General features: G+C 60.7%; 15 protein-coding genes. All 15 read right to left on the bottom strand.

Annotation, left to right across the window (positions count from 1 at the left end):
* Positions 1-371 precede the first annotated feature (371 nt).
* The 15 genes from B9Y55_RS09375 to B9Y55_RS09305 are packed head-to-tail and all read right to left on the bottom strand — an operon-like array spanning position 372 to position 14,635.
* A complete protein-coding gene (locus B9Y55_RS09375) occupies positions 372-1,289 on the bottom strand; it encodes an energy transducer TonB (protein WP_085545096.1) in 918 nt (305 codons plus the stop codon).
* Positions 1,286-1,669 (bottom strand): ExbD/TolR family protein, encoded by a 384-nt coding sequence (locus B9Y55_RS09370; RefSeq protein WP_085545095.1) that lies wholly within the window; start codon positions 1,667-1,669, stop codon positions 1,286-1,288. Before B9Y55_RS09370 ends, B9Y55_RS09375 begins: the two co-directional genes overlap by 4 nt.
* Positions 1,666-2,283 carry a MotA/TolQ/ExbB proton channel family protein gene (locus B9Y55_RS09365; RefSeq protein ID WP_085545094.1) on the bottom strand — a complete coding sequence of 206 codons (618 nt, stop codon included), beginning with the start codon at positions 2,281-2,283 and terminating at the stop codon, positions 1,666-1,668. Before B9Y55_RS09365 ends, B9Y55_RS09370 begins: the two co-directional genes overlap by 4 nt.
* Positions 2,265-3,254, bottom strand: coding sequence for a porphobilinogen synthase (gene hemB / locus B9Y55_RS09360; protein WP_085545098.1), 990 nt, complete (start codon positions 3,252-3,254; stop codon positions 2,265-2,267). The genes B9Y55_RS09365 and hemB overlap by 19 nt, the downstream gene beginning before the upstream one ends.
* A gap of 1 nt (position 3,255) precedes the next feature.
* Positions 3,256-4,554 (bottom strand): glutamate-1-semialdehyde 2,1-aminomutase, encoded by a 1,299-nt coding sequence (gene hemL / locus B9Y55_RS09355; protein ID WP_085545093.1) that lies wholly within the window; start codon positions 4,552-4,554, stop codon positions 3,256-3,258.
* 20 nt (positions 4,555-4,574) lie between these two features.
* The gene (gene cobA, locus B9Y55_RS09350; protein WP_085545092.1) at positions 4,575-6,014 is read right to left on the bottom strand and encodes a uroporphyrinogen-III C-methyltransferase; all 1,440 of its coding nucleotides are present in this window, start codon (positions 6,012-6,014) and stop codon (positions 4,575-4,577) included.
* Positions 6,011-7,372 (bottom strand): hydroxymethylbilane synthase, encoded by a 1,362-nt coding sequence (gene hemC / locus B9Y55_RS09345; protein ID WP_085545091.1) that lies wholly within the window; start codon positions 7,370-7,372, stop codon positions 6,011-6,013. The genes cobA and hemC overlap by 4 nt, the downstream gene beginning before the upstream one ends.
* Positions 7,362-8,486, bottom strand: a complete 1,125-nt coding sequence (locus B9Y55_RS09340; RefSeq protein WP_085545090.1) for a Rossmann-fold NAD(P)-binding domain-containing protein — start codon at positions 8,484-8,486, stop codon at positions 7,362-7,364. The genes hemC and B9Y55_RS09340 overlap by 11 nt, the downstream gene beginning before the upstream one ends.
* Entirely contained in the window at positions 8,483-9,190 is a 708-nt protein-coding gene (locus tag B9Y55_RS09335) for a precorrin-2 C(20)-methyltransferase (protein WP_085545089.1), read from the bottom strand. The genes B9Y55_RS09340 and B9Y55_RS09335 overlap by 4 nt, the downstream gene beginning before the upstream one ends.
* Positions 9,187-10,890, bottom strand: coding sequence for a cobalamin biosynthesis protein (locus tag B9Y55_RS09330; RefSeq protein WP_085545088.1), 1,704 nt, complete (start codon positions 10,888-10,890; stop codon positions 9,187-9,189). The genes B9Y55_RS09335 and B9Y55_RS09330 overlap by 4 nt, the downstream gene beginning before the upstream one ends.
* Complete coding sequence (gene cobM, locus B9Y55_RS09325) at positions 10,887-11,660, bottom strand: precorrin-4 C(11)-methyltransferase (RefSeq protein ID WP_085545087.1); 774 nt, start codon at positions 11,658-11,660, stop codon at positions 10,887-10,889. The genes B9Y55_RS09330 and cobM overlap by 4 nt, the downstream gene beginning before the upstream one ends.
* A complete protein-coding gene (locus B9Y55_RS09320) occupies positions 11,657-12,265 on the bottom strand; it encodes a methyltransferase domain-containing protein (protein WP_085545086.1) in 609 nt (202 codons plus the stop codon). The genes cobM and B9Y55_RS09320 overlap by 4 nt, the downstream gene beginning before the upstream one ends.
* Positions 12,262-12,894, bottom strand: coding sequence for a precorrin-6y C5,15-methyltransferase (decarboxylating) subunit CbiE (gene cbiE / locus B9Y55_RS09315; RefSeq protein ID WP_159448304.1), 633 nt, complete (start codon positions 12,892-12,894; stop codon positions 12,262-12,264). Before cbiE ends, B9Y55_RS09320 begins: the two co-directional genes overlap by 4 nt.
* Positions 12,873-14,006 carry a cobalt-precorrin-5B (C(1))-methyltransferase CbiD gene (cbiD, locus tag B9Y55_RS09310; RefSeq protein WP_085545084.1) on the bottom strand — a complete coding sequence of 378 codons (1,134 nt, stop codon included), beginning with the start codon at positions 14,004-14,006 and terminating at the stop codon, positions 12,873-12,875. Before cbiD ends, cbiE begins: the two co-directional genes overlap by 22 nt.
* On the bottom strand, positions 14,003-14,635 hold the full coding sequence (locus tag B9Y55_RS09305; RefSeq protein WP_085545083.1) for a precorrin-8X methylmutase: 633 nt from the start codon (positions 14,633-14,635) through the stop codon (positions 14,003-14,005). Before B9Y55_RS09305 ends, cbiD begins: the two co-directional genes overlap by 4 nt.
* Positions 14,636-14,652 lie beyond the last annotated feature (17 nt).

The following is a 14,652-nucleotide window of genomic DNA, read 5'->3' as shown; positions in this document are numbered from 1 at the left end:
TGGAGGAGGTCTATTCGGGGTCTAAAAAGCTTCTGTAGGCCGTTCGGATAACAAGAAGTAGGACCGGGAGTGGTTTATCGCTCTCGGTCCTGCTTCTTATTGTCTTTAGGGAACCTCTAAAAACTCTAATCCTCGGAGAGATCGTTCCGACGGAGCCCATTTGAGCCCGTATACTCGACCTGCCGTCGTGTAGTCGAATGGGGCGACAGGACGTCGCCCCAAGCCGAGGGGGCACAGGACGTGCCCTCCGAGGCGGTTCGTACGAAACAGGCAGGTCGAGTATACGATTGGGCGAAACAGGGCGTAGGCGGAACGATCTCTCCGAGGGGACTCGAAAAACTAACGGTTGCATTCCCTCGGATTAGTTCTACTCATTTAGTTAAGGTGAATACCACCGGAATCCTCACCGTTCCGGTCAGGTCCTGGGAGAATCTCCAGGCCCGGAGGGCCTTTACCGCCGATTCGTCCAGCCTTGGCGACCCTGAGGAGCTCTCCACCTTGGCGTCTGAGACCTTTCCGGAAGTCACCTCCAGTAAAACCGCCACAGTTCCCTGTTCCTTTCTCTTTCTGGAGATGAGGGGGTAGACCGGCTGTTCCCTGTGGATGACCGTTACGTCATTTTCCGACATGATCCCCTTGGGCTGAGCCGATTTCTTACCTCCTTCAGCCCCAGCTGAGGTCAAGGTGGAGGTCTTTAGGGGAGTAGTCCCCTGTGTACCGATGTTCTTGGCCTCTTCTCCCTCACCGTCGTTACTTGGGGGTATCTTAGGGGCCGGAGCTGGCTTGACCTGCTCATTTTTAGACTCTGCCTTGGTAGGCTGGGTCGCTTTAGGGGCGGTTTTTTCAACCGGTTTCCGTTTTTCTGGGACTTCCTTGACCGGTTTAGGCTCCGTCTTTGCCGGAGTTTTCTGTGGGACAGGTTTCTGGGTCGGCTCGGCCTCCGGTTTGGTTTTCGGTGTAACTTTCCTCTCCTGTGGCTTTTCCACCGCTAGTGGTTTTTGGATCAGTTCTGGAGCCGATTCAGGCTTTTTCTGTACCTCATTGTTCTTCGAGGTCTCCTGCCCAGGGGGCTCCTGAACCGGTTCCGATGGCTTCTCAGGGTTGGAGGCCGGTTCCTGTTTTTGTCTCCCTCCCTCGGGAGAGTCGGGTCCTGGTCCGGGCTCTTGTGCCAGCGGTATCAGCCTGACCGATATGATCTGGCCTCTTCCCTTCAGCTCGGCGGTCCAGTTCACCGAGAGCATCAGGCCGTGGAGAATAAGGCTTATCAGTATCGGAACTGCCCATCTCACGGCTCTGTGCCTTTCAGCCCCAACCCTACGGAGGAAACTCCGTTGGCCCTCAACATGTCCAGAAGGGACGCCACCTCACCGTAGGGTATGGATCGGTCGGCGACCAGTATGAGGGACTTGCCCTGATCCAAGGCCATCCTGGCTCCCTCTATAAGGGCCTCCCTGTCCACAGGGCTATCGTTGAGGTATAACGAGCCGTCCTCGGTCATGGATATGGTCATCCCCTGTTCCTGAGGGGGGGTCCCCCTGCCGTCGGGGAGGTCAAGAGGTATCTGTCCCTGGACGAAGGACGCCGTCAGGACGAAGAAGATTATCAGTATGAACAGGACGTCTATCAGGGGAGTCAGCTCGACCTCCGCCTGGTTGGCCCTCCGCCTCATCCTTTCCCCATCTTCTCCCGAAGCAGAAAGTCCGCTCCCCGGGCCAGGGTCTCCTCCACGTCGTCCACCTTAGCGCTGAGCACCGAGTGGCAGAGCATCGCCGGGACCGCCACCGCAAGGCCTGCCACGGTGGTGAGCAGGGCCTTCCATATACCCCCCGCCAGAGCGACCATAGGGGCCTGGTCTGTCTCGGGAAGGGCCTGGAATATGTCAACCATGCCCAGGACCGTCCCCAGCAACCCAAGAAGGGGGGCTATTCTGGCTATGGCGGACAGGACGGACAGTCCTTTGCTCCACCGGTAGGTCTCCCTCCTTATCTGTCCCTCTAGAAGGATCTGGAGGGACTCTCTGTCGGTCTGCCAGTGGTTCACCCCCGCCAGAAAGAGCCTTCTTATGGAGGTGTCTTTCTCTTTGCATAGGGCGGTGGAAGCCGACGGATCTCCCTTGTACAGCACCTCGCACAGCGCCCTCTCCACCGGCTCGGGGTTTTCCCAGGACCGGATGGCGAAAAACAGCCGTTCAAGGACCACTGCCAGGGCTATCACCGAGAGGCCGGCGATGCACCATACCACCGGCCCTCCGAGCCTCAGGAAATCTACGGCTGACTGAGCCATCGGGCTATCTCCCTTGCCCCGTAGGTTATGATGATGTCCGCTCCGGCCCTCTTCAGGGCCAGGTGGGCCTCCATCATGGACCTTTTGCCGTCTATGGCTCCAGCCCTGGCCCCGTGCCTCAGCATCATGTACTCACCGCTGACCATGTAGGCCGCCAATGGCAGAAGGGTCTCCCGTCTCAGGTTTGCCAGGACGTCCAAATAGAGCAGCGAGGGCTTGACCATGAGCAGGTCTGCACCCTCCTGCTCGTCCTGAAGGGCCTCCCTGATGGCCTCTCTGCCGTTGGCCGGGTCCATCTGATAGGTCGACCGGTCTCCTTTGCCTGGGGCGCTGTTCGCCGCCTCCCTGAAGGGTCCGTACATGGCGGAGTGGAACTTCGCCGAGTAGCCCATTACGGATACACCCTCAAATCCCGAGCGGTCCAGTGCGGATCTTATGGCCCCCACCTGGCCGTCCATCATCGCCGAGGGGGCCACCATATGGGCTCCCGCCCTTCCGTGGCTGACGGCGATCTCCCCCAGCCTCTTAAGGGTGGAGTCGTTGTCCACCGATCCGTCCTCTTTGAGGATTCCGCAGTGGCCGTGGTCGGTGTACTGACACATGCAGACGTCGGAGGCCAGGAGGACTTGATTTCCGTATCCACTGGACATATGCCTCAGGGCCCTCTGGACCGGACCGTCCTGGTCGCTGCCGGAGCTCCCCCTGCCGTCTTTCTTCCCTGGAAGGCCGAACAGCAGGAAGGACCGGACCCCTAGCTCCAGTGCCGGGTCCACGACCTCCTCCAGCCTGTCCACCGACAGATGATCCACTCCATCAAGGGATGCCAGGGGCTCCCTTATTCCCTTTCCCTCTACGATGAAAAGAGGCATCATCAGGTTTTGAACCGTGAGGATTGTCTCCCTCACCGAGTCCGCAAGAACCGGGTTCCCCCTCAGCCTCCTGAGCCGGTTGGCGGGGAAGCCACATCTCATGTCATTCAAGGTCGAGCCCTCCTTTTGCCATCTGGTCGAATACCTCTTTTGCTGCCTCCACGGTGGACTCTATGTCCCTCTCGCTGTGGGAGGATGACACCATTACCGTCTCGTAGGCCGACGGCGCGAAGGCGTACCCTCGGTCCATCATGGCCTGAAAGAACCGGCCGTAGAGGTCCGCCCTGGATGCCTTTACCTCCTCCAGGTTTGTCGGGTGGGAAGGGGAGAAGAACATTCCCACCAGACCTCCCATGACGACGGTGGACAGTGGAACGCCAGCCTCGTCGGCGGCCCTCTGTAACCCCCTCTGGAGGGCCAGGCCGTTGGACTCCAGTGCGTCGTAGGTGCTCTCTTTTGACAGTTCCTCTAAAGTGGCCAGCCCCGCCGCCATCGCCAGGGGGTTGCCCGATAGGGTTCCAGCCTGGTAGACGTCGCCTATGGGGGATAGGCGGTCCATAATCCTTCCCGGTCCACCGAAGGCCCCCACCGGAAGCCCTCCACCTATGACCTTGCCGAGACAGGTCAGATCGGGGGTGACCTGGGCCACCTGCTGGGCCCCGCCTTTTCTGTTTCTGAAGCCAGTTATAACCTCGTCGAAGATCAGCAGCGCTCCGTGGCTCTCGGTTATGTCCCTGAGGCCCTGGAGGAAGCCCGGCGCAGGAGGGACCAGGCCCATGTTGCCCGCCCAGGGCTCCACTATCACCGCCGCTATGGAGTCTCCCTGGGAGCTAAAAAGCTCCTTCGCTCTCTCAAGGTCGTTGAAGGGCAACACCAAAGTGTCCTTTGCTGTCCCCTCGGTTATTCCCGGGCTGTTCGGGACCCCGAATGTGAGGGCTCCGCTCCCCGCCGCCACCAGGAGGGAGTCGCTGTGGCCATGATAGCATCCGTCGAACTTGACGATCTTGTCCCTGCCGGTGAAGCCTCTCGCCAGTCTCAAAGCCGACATGGTTGCCTCGGTCCCGGAGCTGACGAACCTGACCTTCTCCATGGAGGGGAACACCGACTTTACCGCCATTGCCAGCATAACCTCCTGGACGCAGGGGGCGCCGAAGGAGGTGGACATCTCCGCCGCCCTCTGGACCGCCTCCACCACCGATGGATGGGAGTGTCCCAGTATGAGAGGTCCCCAGCTACAGACGTAGTCCAGATACTCCCTTCCCTCCACGTCGTAGACCCTGGGGCCCTTTCCTCTGACGTAGAACCTCGGTGTCCCTCCTACCGCCTTCCACGCTCTGACAGGGCTGTTTACCCCTCCCACCAGATGGGAACAGGCGGTCTCGAACATGCTCTTGTTGTCCATGATAGCCATCCTCTCTGTGCTTATCTTTTAAGTTTTACTAGGGAAGAGACCAGCCCCTGATAGGACGGCTCCTCCATGGTCAATGGTTCCCTTTTGAAGATATCCCTCACCGCCTCGGCGCAGTGGATCCCCCAGGCCACAGGGATTGTCCCCTCGGGCAGAGGGCCAAACAGGTCGAAATAGGCCTCCACCAATGCGGCGCTTCCGAAGGCCACCGAGTCCAGCCCTGTCCTTTCCCAGCAGGACCGATAGGCATCCTCCCCTGGAAGCCTAGATGCCTCCATAGAGTAGGCTTTGAGGTCCAAGGGAATCGCCCCTGCCGTCGATACGGCCTGAAATGGCAGCTGGGACGAACGGGCGTTTCGGAAAAAACAAACCCTATCTCCCGGTCGAACCAGCCTGGAAAGGGCCTCAGCCAGCCCCTCGGAGGTCGGACTTGCGGCCTCATGGTCTGGCTCTATGCCTATCCTTCTGAGGGCTCTGGAGGTCCCGGGCCCGATGGAGACCACCTTACCGCCTATCCTACGGAGATCTAGGGCCTCAGGCAGGAGAGCCGCTCCTCTGGGGCTGGTCAGGACCAGCCAGTCCGATCGGGATATGGCGTCTCGGTCCCAGTTATGCTCGAGCCTTTTTAGTTTTAGGAGAGGCAGGGAGTAGCAGTCCGCCCCCAGGGCCTCCAACTCCCTGGCGGTGGTCCAGCTCTCGGGGTAGGGTCTGACTATTCCTACCTGGAGCCCCTTCAACGGTCCTTCCTCGGGCTTTAGCCCCAAAGACGCTACGTCCCCTAGGGCTATTATCGACGGGCTGGACAGGTCCTCCGGGACGGATTTCAAACCGAAGTCTCGCCTGGTGGACCGACCCCAGCCGCCCCAGTGTACCGACGAACAGGGAAGGTCCTCCCTCTCGCCGGACTCCATAAGCCACCGGGCTATGGACCGTCCCTTGGAGGCCCCCATATATATGGCCCTGGTACCGCCGGCTTGGGCCATCCTTTCCCACAGCTCCCGGTCGTCTCGGTCGTCCTTTCTGTGGCCTGTAACCAGTGTGGCAGTCTCCGCCGAGCCTCTATGGGTCAAAGGTATCCCCTGGGATCCCAGCCCCCCTATGGCGGCGGTGATACCGGGGACGTATCTCCATGGAATTTGGGCCCTCTGGAGGGCCAGGGCCTCCTCGCCCCCTCGGCCGAAGACGAAGGGGTCACCCCCCTTCAGCCTCACCACGACCTCAAACTTACCTCCCAGGTCCACCAAAAGGGCCTCTATGTCCTCCTGGGACGAAGAGTGTAGTCCCTTTCTCTTGCCCACCATGTGAAAACCGCATCCCTCCGGGGCCATCTGTAGCAGGTCCGGGTGGATCAGGTCGTCGTGGACAACCTGATCCGCCTGGGAAAGGATTTCCTTGGCCTCGGCGGTGAGCCATCTGGGGCCTCCGCATCCCGCTCCGGTTAAGAACACCGTCATGAGGATGCCCTCAGCATGGAGAGGGCCTCAGGGGAGGAGAGCAGTCTTTTGCCCATCTCCCTCCCCAGGTCCTGGGCCTGCTCGTCGGTTGAGACCGGCCTGGATATGTCCATATCCACCGAATCACCCAGCTCCGAAAGGGCCTGAGCCCTCAGGTGGAGCGATTCTCCCTCCCAGGACGATACCGCGGCGAAGGGGACGTGACAGCCAACCTGAAGGGTCCTCAGTAGCTCTCTCTCCGCCAGGGCCATGAGCCAGGTCGGACGGTGGTTTATCCTCCTGGCCTGCTCGGCCAGAGCGGATCCCGTCCTGGCCTCTATGGCTATAATCCCCTGACAGGGCGACGGTATGGTGGGGAGCTCGGTGGCCATGGCGGGCTTTATGCCCAGTCTGTCCAGCCCCGCCTTGGCGAGGACTATGCCGTCCATCTCGCCGGTGTCCAGCTTTGCCAGTCTGGTGTTTACGTTTCCCCTTATGAGGGTGAAGTTGAGATCCGGCCTGAGCTTCAGAAGCTGGGCCTTTCTCCTCAGGCTGGCGGTCCCTATCAGGGCCCCTTCCGGCAGTCCCTCCAGCCCTCCTGGGCAGAAGGACACCAGTAAGTCGGAGGTGGCCGCCCTGGGAAGCACCGCCACCAGCTCTAGGCCGTCGGGGAGCAGAGTAGGGACGTCTTTAAGGCTGTGTACCGCCCCGTCTCCCTTGCCCTCCAGTATGGCCTCCTCCAGACACTTGACGAAGGCGCCGTATCCCCCGAAGGAGGAGAGATGACAGCTCAGGTTAGAGTCTCCGCAGGTGGACATGGTCTTTATCTCCACCGGAAGCCCCAGGGACTGGAGGGCTCTGGCGGCCTCCATTGTCTGAGCCCTGGCCAAGGTGCTCTTTCTGCTGAATAGGATAGGCCTCTCCCTCTCCGACTCCAGCCAGCTTTGGAGGTTCATCTTGAGGTCCGCCGAGGCCGACGGCGACGTGCCGAAGCTGCCGACCCCTATAAGGTGTCCGTCGGTCCTGAACTGGGCCGCCAGGGACCAGTTGCCAAGCTCTTTTGCGCCGCAACAGTCCAAAAGGCAGGGGCTTTTCACCAGGGCCATCACCGACAGTGTGTCCTCTCTGGAAAGGGCCAGGACGGCTATTCTGTGGGACGAGAAGTCCTCCTCTGTGACGGTCCTCCTGTGCCAGGTTATCTGCCTCCTGCCAGCCAGGCCCTGAAGCCCTGACGTGGCCTCCGGGGACACCAAGGTCACGGGAAAATCGGCGCTGAGCAAGGTTCTTATCTTTCTCTCCCCGACGCAGCCCCCTCCGACCACCAGAACGGGCCCCAGAGAGCTGTCCAGCGCTGCCATCAGAGAAAATCTACGAGTCATGGTCTACCCCCTCCGCTAGGACCCGCCATAGCCTGGAGGAGTGAGGGCCCTGCCTGTCCAGAACCGGGGCCAGGACCGCCTTCGCCACGCTCCATGCCATCTGTCTGAGAACTTCCTCCGAGGCCCCGGTTTTCTGGGCGGTCTGGGAAGCTCGGCTCTCCACGATCTGGCCCACCCTCATCATAGCAAGCCTCCTGTTCGCGTCCCCCTGGACGGTCAGAAGGTCCGCCCATATGGCTTGGGCGGTCTCCTGGGTCTCCCTCTCCAGCCTGGTCAGATCCTTTCGGTAGTCCTTGAGCAGTTCCTCGGACCTCTCCTTCAGATGGTCTATGGACAGCACCTTACCGCCCATATCTCGGACCTGGGCTGAGCCTCCCATGTCCATACACCAAGGGGACTTTGGGCCACAGTCCATAATGGGCTCCGGCGAGGCGGTGGTGAATATAACCACGTCGGAGGCCTTGGCTTCCTCCTCCCACCGGTCCCAGGGCAGGAAGGACCCCCCTGTGGCTGATGCGAGCTCCTGGGCTCTGTGGTCGGTCCTGTTGGCGATGGCGAAGGGGACCTGGGAGGCCCTCAGGACCTTCGCAGTCTCCTCTCCCATATCTCCCGCCCCTAGAACCAGGATTTTTATCGATGGCCAAAGGCGGTGTTCCCTGAGGGACTGGACCATCAGCCACGGAATGGACGGGGCCCTGCCGGGATGGAACTCGGTCCTAAGTATGGAGGCGGCGTTGAGACACCGCTGGACCAACCTGTTGAGGATAGGGCCGCAGAGAGGCCTGTACCTTTCGTACTCTTTTTTGACCTGGGATACCACGAAGGACTCTCCACAGGCCATGCTCTCCAGCCCTAGAAGGACCCTGATGAGGTGATCCACGGCGTCGAGGCCCTTTAGCGTCGAGAGCGGCATGGTGGGAAGGATCTCCACCGGAAGTTCGTTGCCGCTGTGGAGCATATACAGCTCCACCCTGTTGCAGGTGTGGAGGGGCAGACACTCGGAGATGGTTCCCTCCTCGACGAACTCCTCAAGCTGGTCCAGGTCCTCCCATAGGCCGGACCTCTGGGACACGGTGCTGTTTCGGTGGTCCAGATAGACGCAGCTCAGGTTCATTCCCCTTCCCCCTGCCGTCTAAGTATCAGTATGGACAGATAGTCTTCGCAGGGGGTCAGGGCATTCTCTCCGACCTCTATACGTTCCTCGGGTAATCCCGCTTTGGTTATCCGAACCGCCGATGGCCATGGACCGGTCTCCTCCATCAGCCTGGGCAGATCCTCTCCCAGGGCGGAGGGTTTATAGATTGCGGCGCAGTCGGAGGCGTGAAGGGAGTCCCTTAAGTCGGAATAGGGAGCGGTTCCCGGCAGGATCGACAGCCTCTCTTCCCCCATTGCCAAAAAGCTACCGGTCCTGGCCGCCGCCAGTGAGTGGGCGGATATTCCAGGGATCAGCCTCAGCTCCATGCATGGGTCCAGCTTACGCCACTGCATAAAGAGCCAGGCCACGGTGGCGTAGAGTGTCGAGTCCCCTATGACCGGCAGGGCTATAGTGGCGGCTCCCTCCCAAAGGGGGCGTAGCCTCTCAAGCTGGTCCAGTATCACTCCGTCCCTTTCCTCCTCCCTTCCCTTCATGGGGAAGACGAAGGAGGTCCAATCTCGGTCCAGATGGCTCTTCACTATGCTGCCCGCCACGCTGGACCCTCCTTCCTTTGCCAGAGGGAGGAGGGCCACGTCGGCCTCCTTCAGGGCCTTAATTGCCCCGACTGTGACCAGGTCCGGGTCGCCGGGCCCCACCCCTATGCCTATAAGGGTTCGCTTCATATAGAGTCAGTCCTTTCCTTGCCGTATCCTCTGGTATCTACGAGAACGCCGTCTCGATAGACGGTGTTTTTCCCAGGGAGCAGTATCATTGTTCTCATGTCCACGTCCCGGTGGTCCAGTTCCGCCAGCTTTATCGGTCTCATCGATTCCTCCGGCCTCCCTGCGTCCCTTATGAGCCAGCCGTCGATGTAACCTCTTGCGGTAAAGGTGTACTTTACCTTATCCAGCTTTTCCTCCAGTCCCTTTCGGACAGGGTTGTACAGGGCCACCGTCAGGTCGGTGGAGGCCGCTCCCTCCAGTGCCACCTCTATGGCCCGCCAGGGCTGGAGGTAATCGGAGAGGGATAGCATTATGAGGCCGTTGGAGTAGGGGGCCCCCAGGGTCGCCCCTGCGGCCTGGACCGCCGAAAGCCCTGGGATAACCTCTAGGGGTACTCCCATCGCCATGTTTCTGGCGAGGCCCGCCATACCGAAAAGTATAGGGTCCCCGCCGGAGACCAGTGCCACCCTGTAGCCCTTCCGGGCCAGGCTCAGAGCCGCCTCGACCCTTTCCTCCTCCTGGCCCATGCCGTACCTCTCTACTCCCTTTCCCTCCAGCCATTCCTGGGGGAGCTGGTCCACGTACAGCCTGTACCCCACGACCCAGTCCGCCCTATCTATGGCCTCTCTGGCCTGAAGGGTGATGTATCCGCTGTCCCCCGGTCCTGTTCCCACCACAGACAGTTTGCCGACGAAGTTAAGGGGCCGGTGGGCCAGGGCTACTGTGACCCCATTTTGGGCCCTTCTAGGCCCTAGGAGCCTTCCGGCGCTTGCAGCACAGGGCTCGGCCACCCCTGGCAGACCTAGGTGATCCTCCGCCGCTGATGGGGAGAAGGTCCCCTGAACCGCTTTTATCTCGTCGTCGGTCATAATCGTCACAGGGATGCCCAGCTCCTCCCCTAGGGCCATAAGCCCGGGCTCGTCCTTTTTAGCCCAGGCGGTCCTTATCTCCCCGACGCTCTGGATAAGCAGCCCGTGGTCCTCCAGGGCCTCGGTCAGCTCCTGGAGGAGCGCGGTCTTGGCGGTTCCCTTTCGACAGCCCATCCCTGCCACCGTCGAAGGCGGGACTAACTGGACCTGGTCGGAGGCCAGACCCCTCTTTTTTGAGGAGACTATGACCTGGGCCAGATCCCTCCTGGGGGTCCTCAGATATCTCTCGGGAAAGGGGGGCATGGACTGATCCTCCTCGATCCAGTAGAGCAGGTCCTTCCCGTCCAGGAGGGCTCCGTTGGTGTCTACCAGGCCTCTTTTGCCCTCTATTTTCCAGCCCCATCGGGAGCAGAGCAGGTCCGGGGCTATAGAGCTGGTCCTGTCGCTGGAGGTGGTCAGAACCACCTCCGCCTCAAGGCCGGTTCCCAGGGAACGGGATAGGTCGGTCCCTCCTCCAAGATGGGCCCCTGTCAGGGGGATAACCGTCTTGCCGTCCTCGGTCACCACTATAACCGCCGGGTCGGTCTCCTTGTCCTGTAGAAGGGGAGCTATCACCCTCACAGCCACCCCGATGGACCCCACCATAACGATGGCCTTGGACTGCCCCCATGCCTGGGAAACCGAGGATCTGAGCTGGTCTCTAGGGGGCCTGCGGTGTTCGCCGCCTACCAAAGAGGCGCACCGTTCGCCGGTCTTCGCTCCCCTTTGGGACACCGAGAAGACCGATATCATTCCCTGCCCTCCCTAAAGCCGTGGGAGAAGGTCCTGTCGTAGAGCAGGCTTGCGGAGGTGCCTGGATCGATGCACTGGCCCACTATTATGAGGGCCTGACGGTCTATGGATCTCTCCCTCATGGCGCCAGGGAGCTCTAGCAAGGTGGACCGGATCACGATCTGATCGTCCCATGAAGCCCTGTAGACGCAGGCGGAGGGGGTCTCCGGGGCTATGCCGCCGGTTATAAGGTCCTCTGCGACCTCCTGGGCTTGGTCGGAGCTCAAAAACATGACCATGGTGGCCCCGTGGGAGGCCAGCTTTTCCAGGGACTCTGACTGGGGAACAGGGGTCCTCCCAGCCCTTCTGGTGCAGATCAGAGTCTGGGTCCCTCCTGGAACGGTGTACTGGATCCCAAGGGCCGCAGCCGACGCCTGAAGGCTGCTTACCCCTGGCACGAACACCACCGGTATCCCTCTGTCCTCCAGCGACCTTTTCTGTTCCGCCACCGCTCCGTAGAGGCTTGGATCACCGGTGTGCAGTCGGACCACCGACAGGCCCTCCCGGAAGGACCGCTCCATGGCCTCTACCTGTTCCGTCAGGTCCATGGACGCCGAGTCCATTATCACAGCGCTATCCCTGCACCAAAGGAGTATCTCAGGGTTTACCAGACTTCCGGCGTAGATGACCAGGTCCGCCGTCTCCAGTAGGGTCTTGCCTCTCAGGGTTATCAGGTCCGGTGCTCCCGGTCCCGCCCCTACGAAGTGGACTGGGTTGGGTATTTTCGTCATAAAAGGCTCTCCTTAATTTCAGATCTATCCTGAGGAACGTCTCCCCAGACTACAAACACCGGGTTCAGGGCCTTAAGCATCCAGCCTGCCCCGGTTTTATGCCCCATGGACGGGGTTATCTGCCACATCTCCGGGGCCATAGAACACGCCTCCATAGTCTCTAACGCCTCTACTGCTGTGGAGGGCATGTTGGCTGTCACCACTATCCTCGATCCGGCGGACATCTTAGGCAGCGAGGCGGCTATTATGGACCTAAGGTCCCCTCCATGTCCCCCTACGACCAGTCCGTCCAGAGTGGGGACCGTGGACAGACCCTCCGGTGCGCCCTGGGGGATCAGGGTGACTCTCTGGATCAGGCCGAGATCGGAGAGGTTCTTCGTCGCCACCTCTATGGCCTCTTTTGACGGGTCCATGGAGTAGACCCTTCCTGGGCCTACAGCTCTGGCAAGCTCGGAGGTGATCCCTCCTGTGCCGGTCCCGACCTCCCCGACGGTACGGCCGTGGAGGGGCTGGAGCAGCGACGCCACCAGGGCCCTTATAGGGGCCTTGGTCAGAGGGACCTTAGGGAGCCTGGCGAAGTCCTCGTCCCTGTAGGGCCCGATCATCTCAGGCCCTCCAGGACCAAGACCGTCAGGGAGGGGAAATCACTGCTGTCTTTTGCCAGGGAGGACAGGGTAAGGGGCTGGATTCTTTCCCCCTCCATCCCTAGGTTCGACATGACGTGACATACCCTGTCGGGCCCGGCGTCCAAAAAGGCCCGGGCCACCGACGAAGGGCCGTTCTCGCCCCCTGTCAGCACCGCCACAGGCCTGGTCGGATCCTTTATGGCCCGGTCAAGATCGACGTCCGCCCTGCCGTGAAAGCTCAGGAATACGCAGTCCTGCCAGGCCAGACCAAGCCTTGCGAAGGCCAGGGACATGGACCCTATGGCCGGCACGATCTCAAGTTCCTCCTTTGGCATAGCCGAGGCCAGGGAGGTCCCCAGGCTGTAAAAACAGGGATCCCCGGAGACCAAAACGGCGATTTTCTCCTCCGGTGCCCTGTTCTTTATGATCTCCAGGCAGGTTCCGTATCCTCCCTGGAGGGGGGTCAGCCTTTTGCCCTTCAGGTCCTTGAACATATCCAGAAGCCTCGGGGCCCCTATGAGGGTGTGGGACGAACCTATGATCCTGGAGGCCAAGGGGATCATGTAGTCCATAGACGGCGGAACCCCTACGACGTAAACTTTTTCCATCGCTCTTCCTCCAAAAGGCCCTCGGGCCATACGCTCAGGACGTTTCCCGCCAGGTCCGTCAGGATGACACCTATCTCCATCTTCTGGTCCAGCAGGTCCGCCATCCTCTCGCCGGACCGTCGGGCCAGGTGGTAAAGTGCCTCGTCCAGACCCTCCCTTTGGAGAATGGCCACCGCGGCCTCGGCGAGCTTGAGGTCCAGTATCTCCCTGACGGTCTCAGCGGATGCCCCACAGGCTCCCGCCCAGGCGGCTATTGTCTCCAGCCGTCCGTCGCCGGAGCGGTAGTTGGTGTCGAATATGCCCGCCGCGACCTTGGACAGCTTGCCTATATGCCCCACCACCAGGGCCTTTTTTATCCCCTCTGCCCGACACCTTTCCAGGGTGTAGCCTACCTTGTCTCCGGTCTTGACTGTCTTGCCCAGGTCGATGGAATAGCGTTCCGACAGCAGCCTCTCGCCGATATAGCCCAGAGGGAGGTACATCGGGCCGTCACCTGCCTCCTTTGCGGCCACCTTAACGTAGAGGTCTATTGACGCCTCCCAGGCGGCGGTGGACTTAGGTTCCACAACGCCGGTGGTCCCTATTATGGAGATGCCTCCCTCTATGCCGAGCCTGGGGTTCCAGGTCTTTTTTGCCAGCTCCTCGCCGTCGGGGACCCATATCATCGCCTCAAGCCCCTTGCCCTCGGGAACCAGACACGAGAGGTCACGTTCCATCATCCTCCTGGGGGTGGGGTTTATTGCCCACTCTCCTGGCTGGACAGGGAGGCCCTGCTTGGTAACCTTACCGACCCCTACGCCGCCTTTTAAGGTCACTCCCTCTTCGTCGGTGACCCTGACCGTGGCGCAGAAACGGTGGCCGTCGGTGACGTCCGGGTCGTCGCCGGACCTCTTGACCACGCAACAGGACCCCCATCCTGGCCCGGCGTTGAGGTCGGTTAAGGGTATCTCTATGTCCTCGCCGTTTGGCAGAGTAACCTCCACGTACTCCACCGACACACCGGTCACCGCCATGATGGCCGCTCCCTTCACCGCCGCCTGGGCGGAGGTACCTGAGGTGAAGCCCCTCTGGAGATCCCCCACCTTGCCCAGTTTTTCCAGTGGGTCCATCATTCTCCGAGGGCCAGCTTTATGAGGGCGTTTACCGTGGCGGCGGCGACGGGGCTCCCTCCTTTAGGTCCTGGGGCGGTTATGGAGGGATAGTCTAGGTCCATAAGCTCCTGATGGGACTCGGCGGCTCCGACGAATCCTATCGGCATACCTATCACCACCGCAGGACGGACGTCTTTCGACTTTATCCTGTCTATGACCTCGAAAAGAGCGGTAGGGGCGTTGCCTATGGCAACGATGGCGCCGTCCATGTGGGCAACCGCCTTTCTCATGGCCATCTGGGACCTAGTGGCGTTCTCCGTGGCCTTTGCCATCTCCGCCACGTCTGGGTCGTTTAGGAAGGTCAGTACCTCCCCTCCCAGCCTTGATAGCCCTTCCTTTCTTATGCCCGCTCTCACCATCTCCACGTCGGTTATTACAGGCTTCCCTGCCTTGAGGGCCGCTATGGCCGACTCTATCGCTTTAGGGTGGATATAGAGGCTCTTCCCGAAGTCCACATCGGCGGTGGCGTGGGCGACCCTGGTCACTATAGCCAGTTCCTCCTCGGTGCCCTGGAAGCGGCCCATCTTCTCCTGAAGTATCCTGAAGCTCTTTGCCTCTATGTCCGATGGAGCCATAAATCTCTTATACATTTCATACCTCCTAAATA

It is taken from the genome of Dethiosulfovibrio salsuginis (genome assembly GCF_900177735.1).
GTDB lineage: Bacteria > Synergistota > Synergistia > Synergistales > Dethiosulfovibrionaceae > Dethiosulfovibrio > Dethiosulfovibrio salsuginis.
Note: the sequence above shows the minus strand (reverse complement) of the source record. Positions and strands in the feature narration are given on the sequence as shown.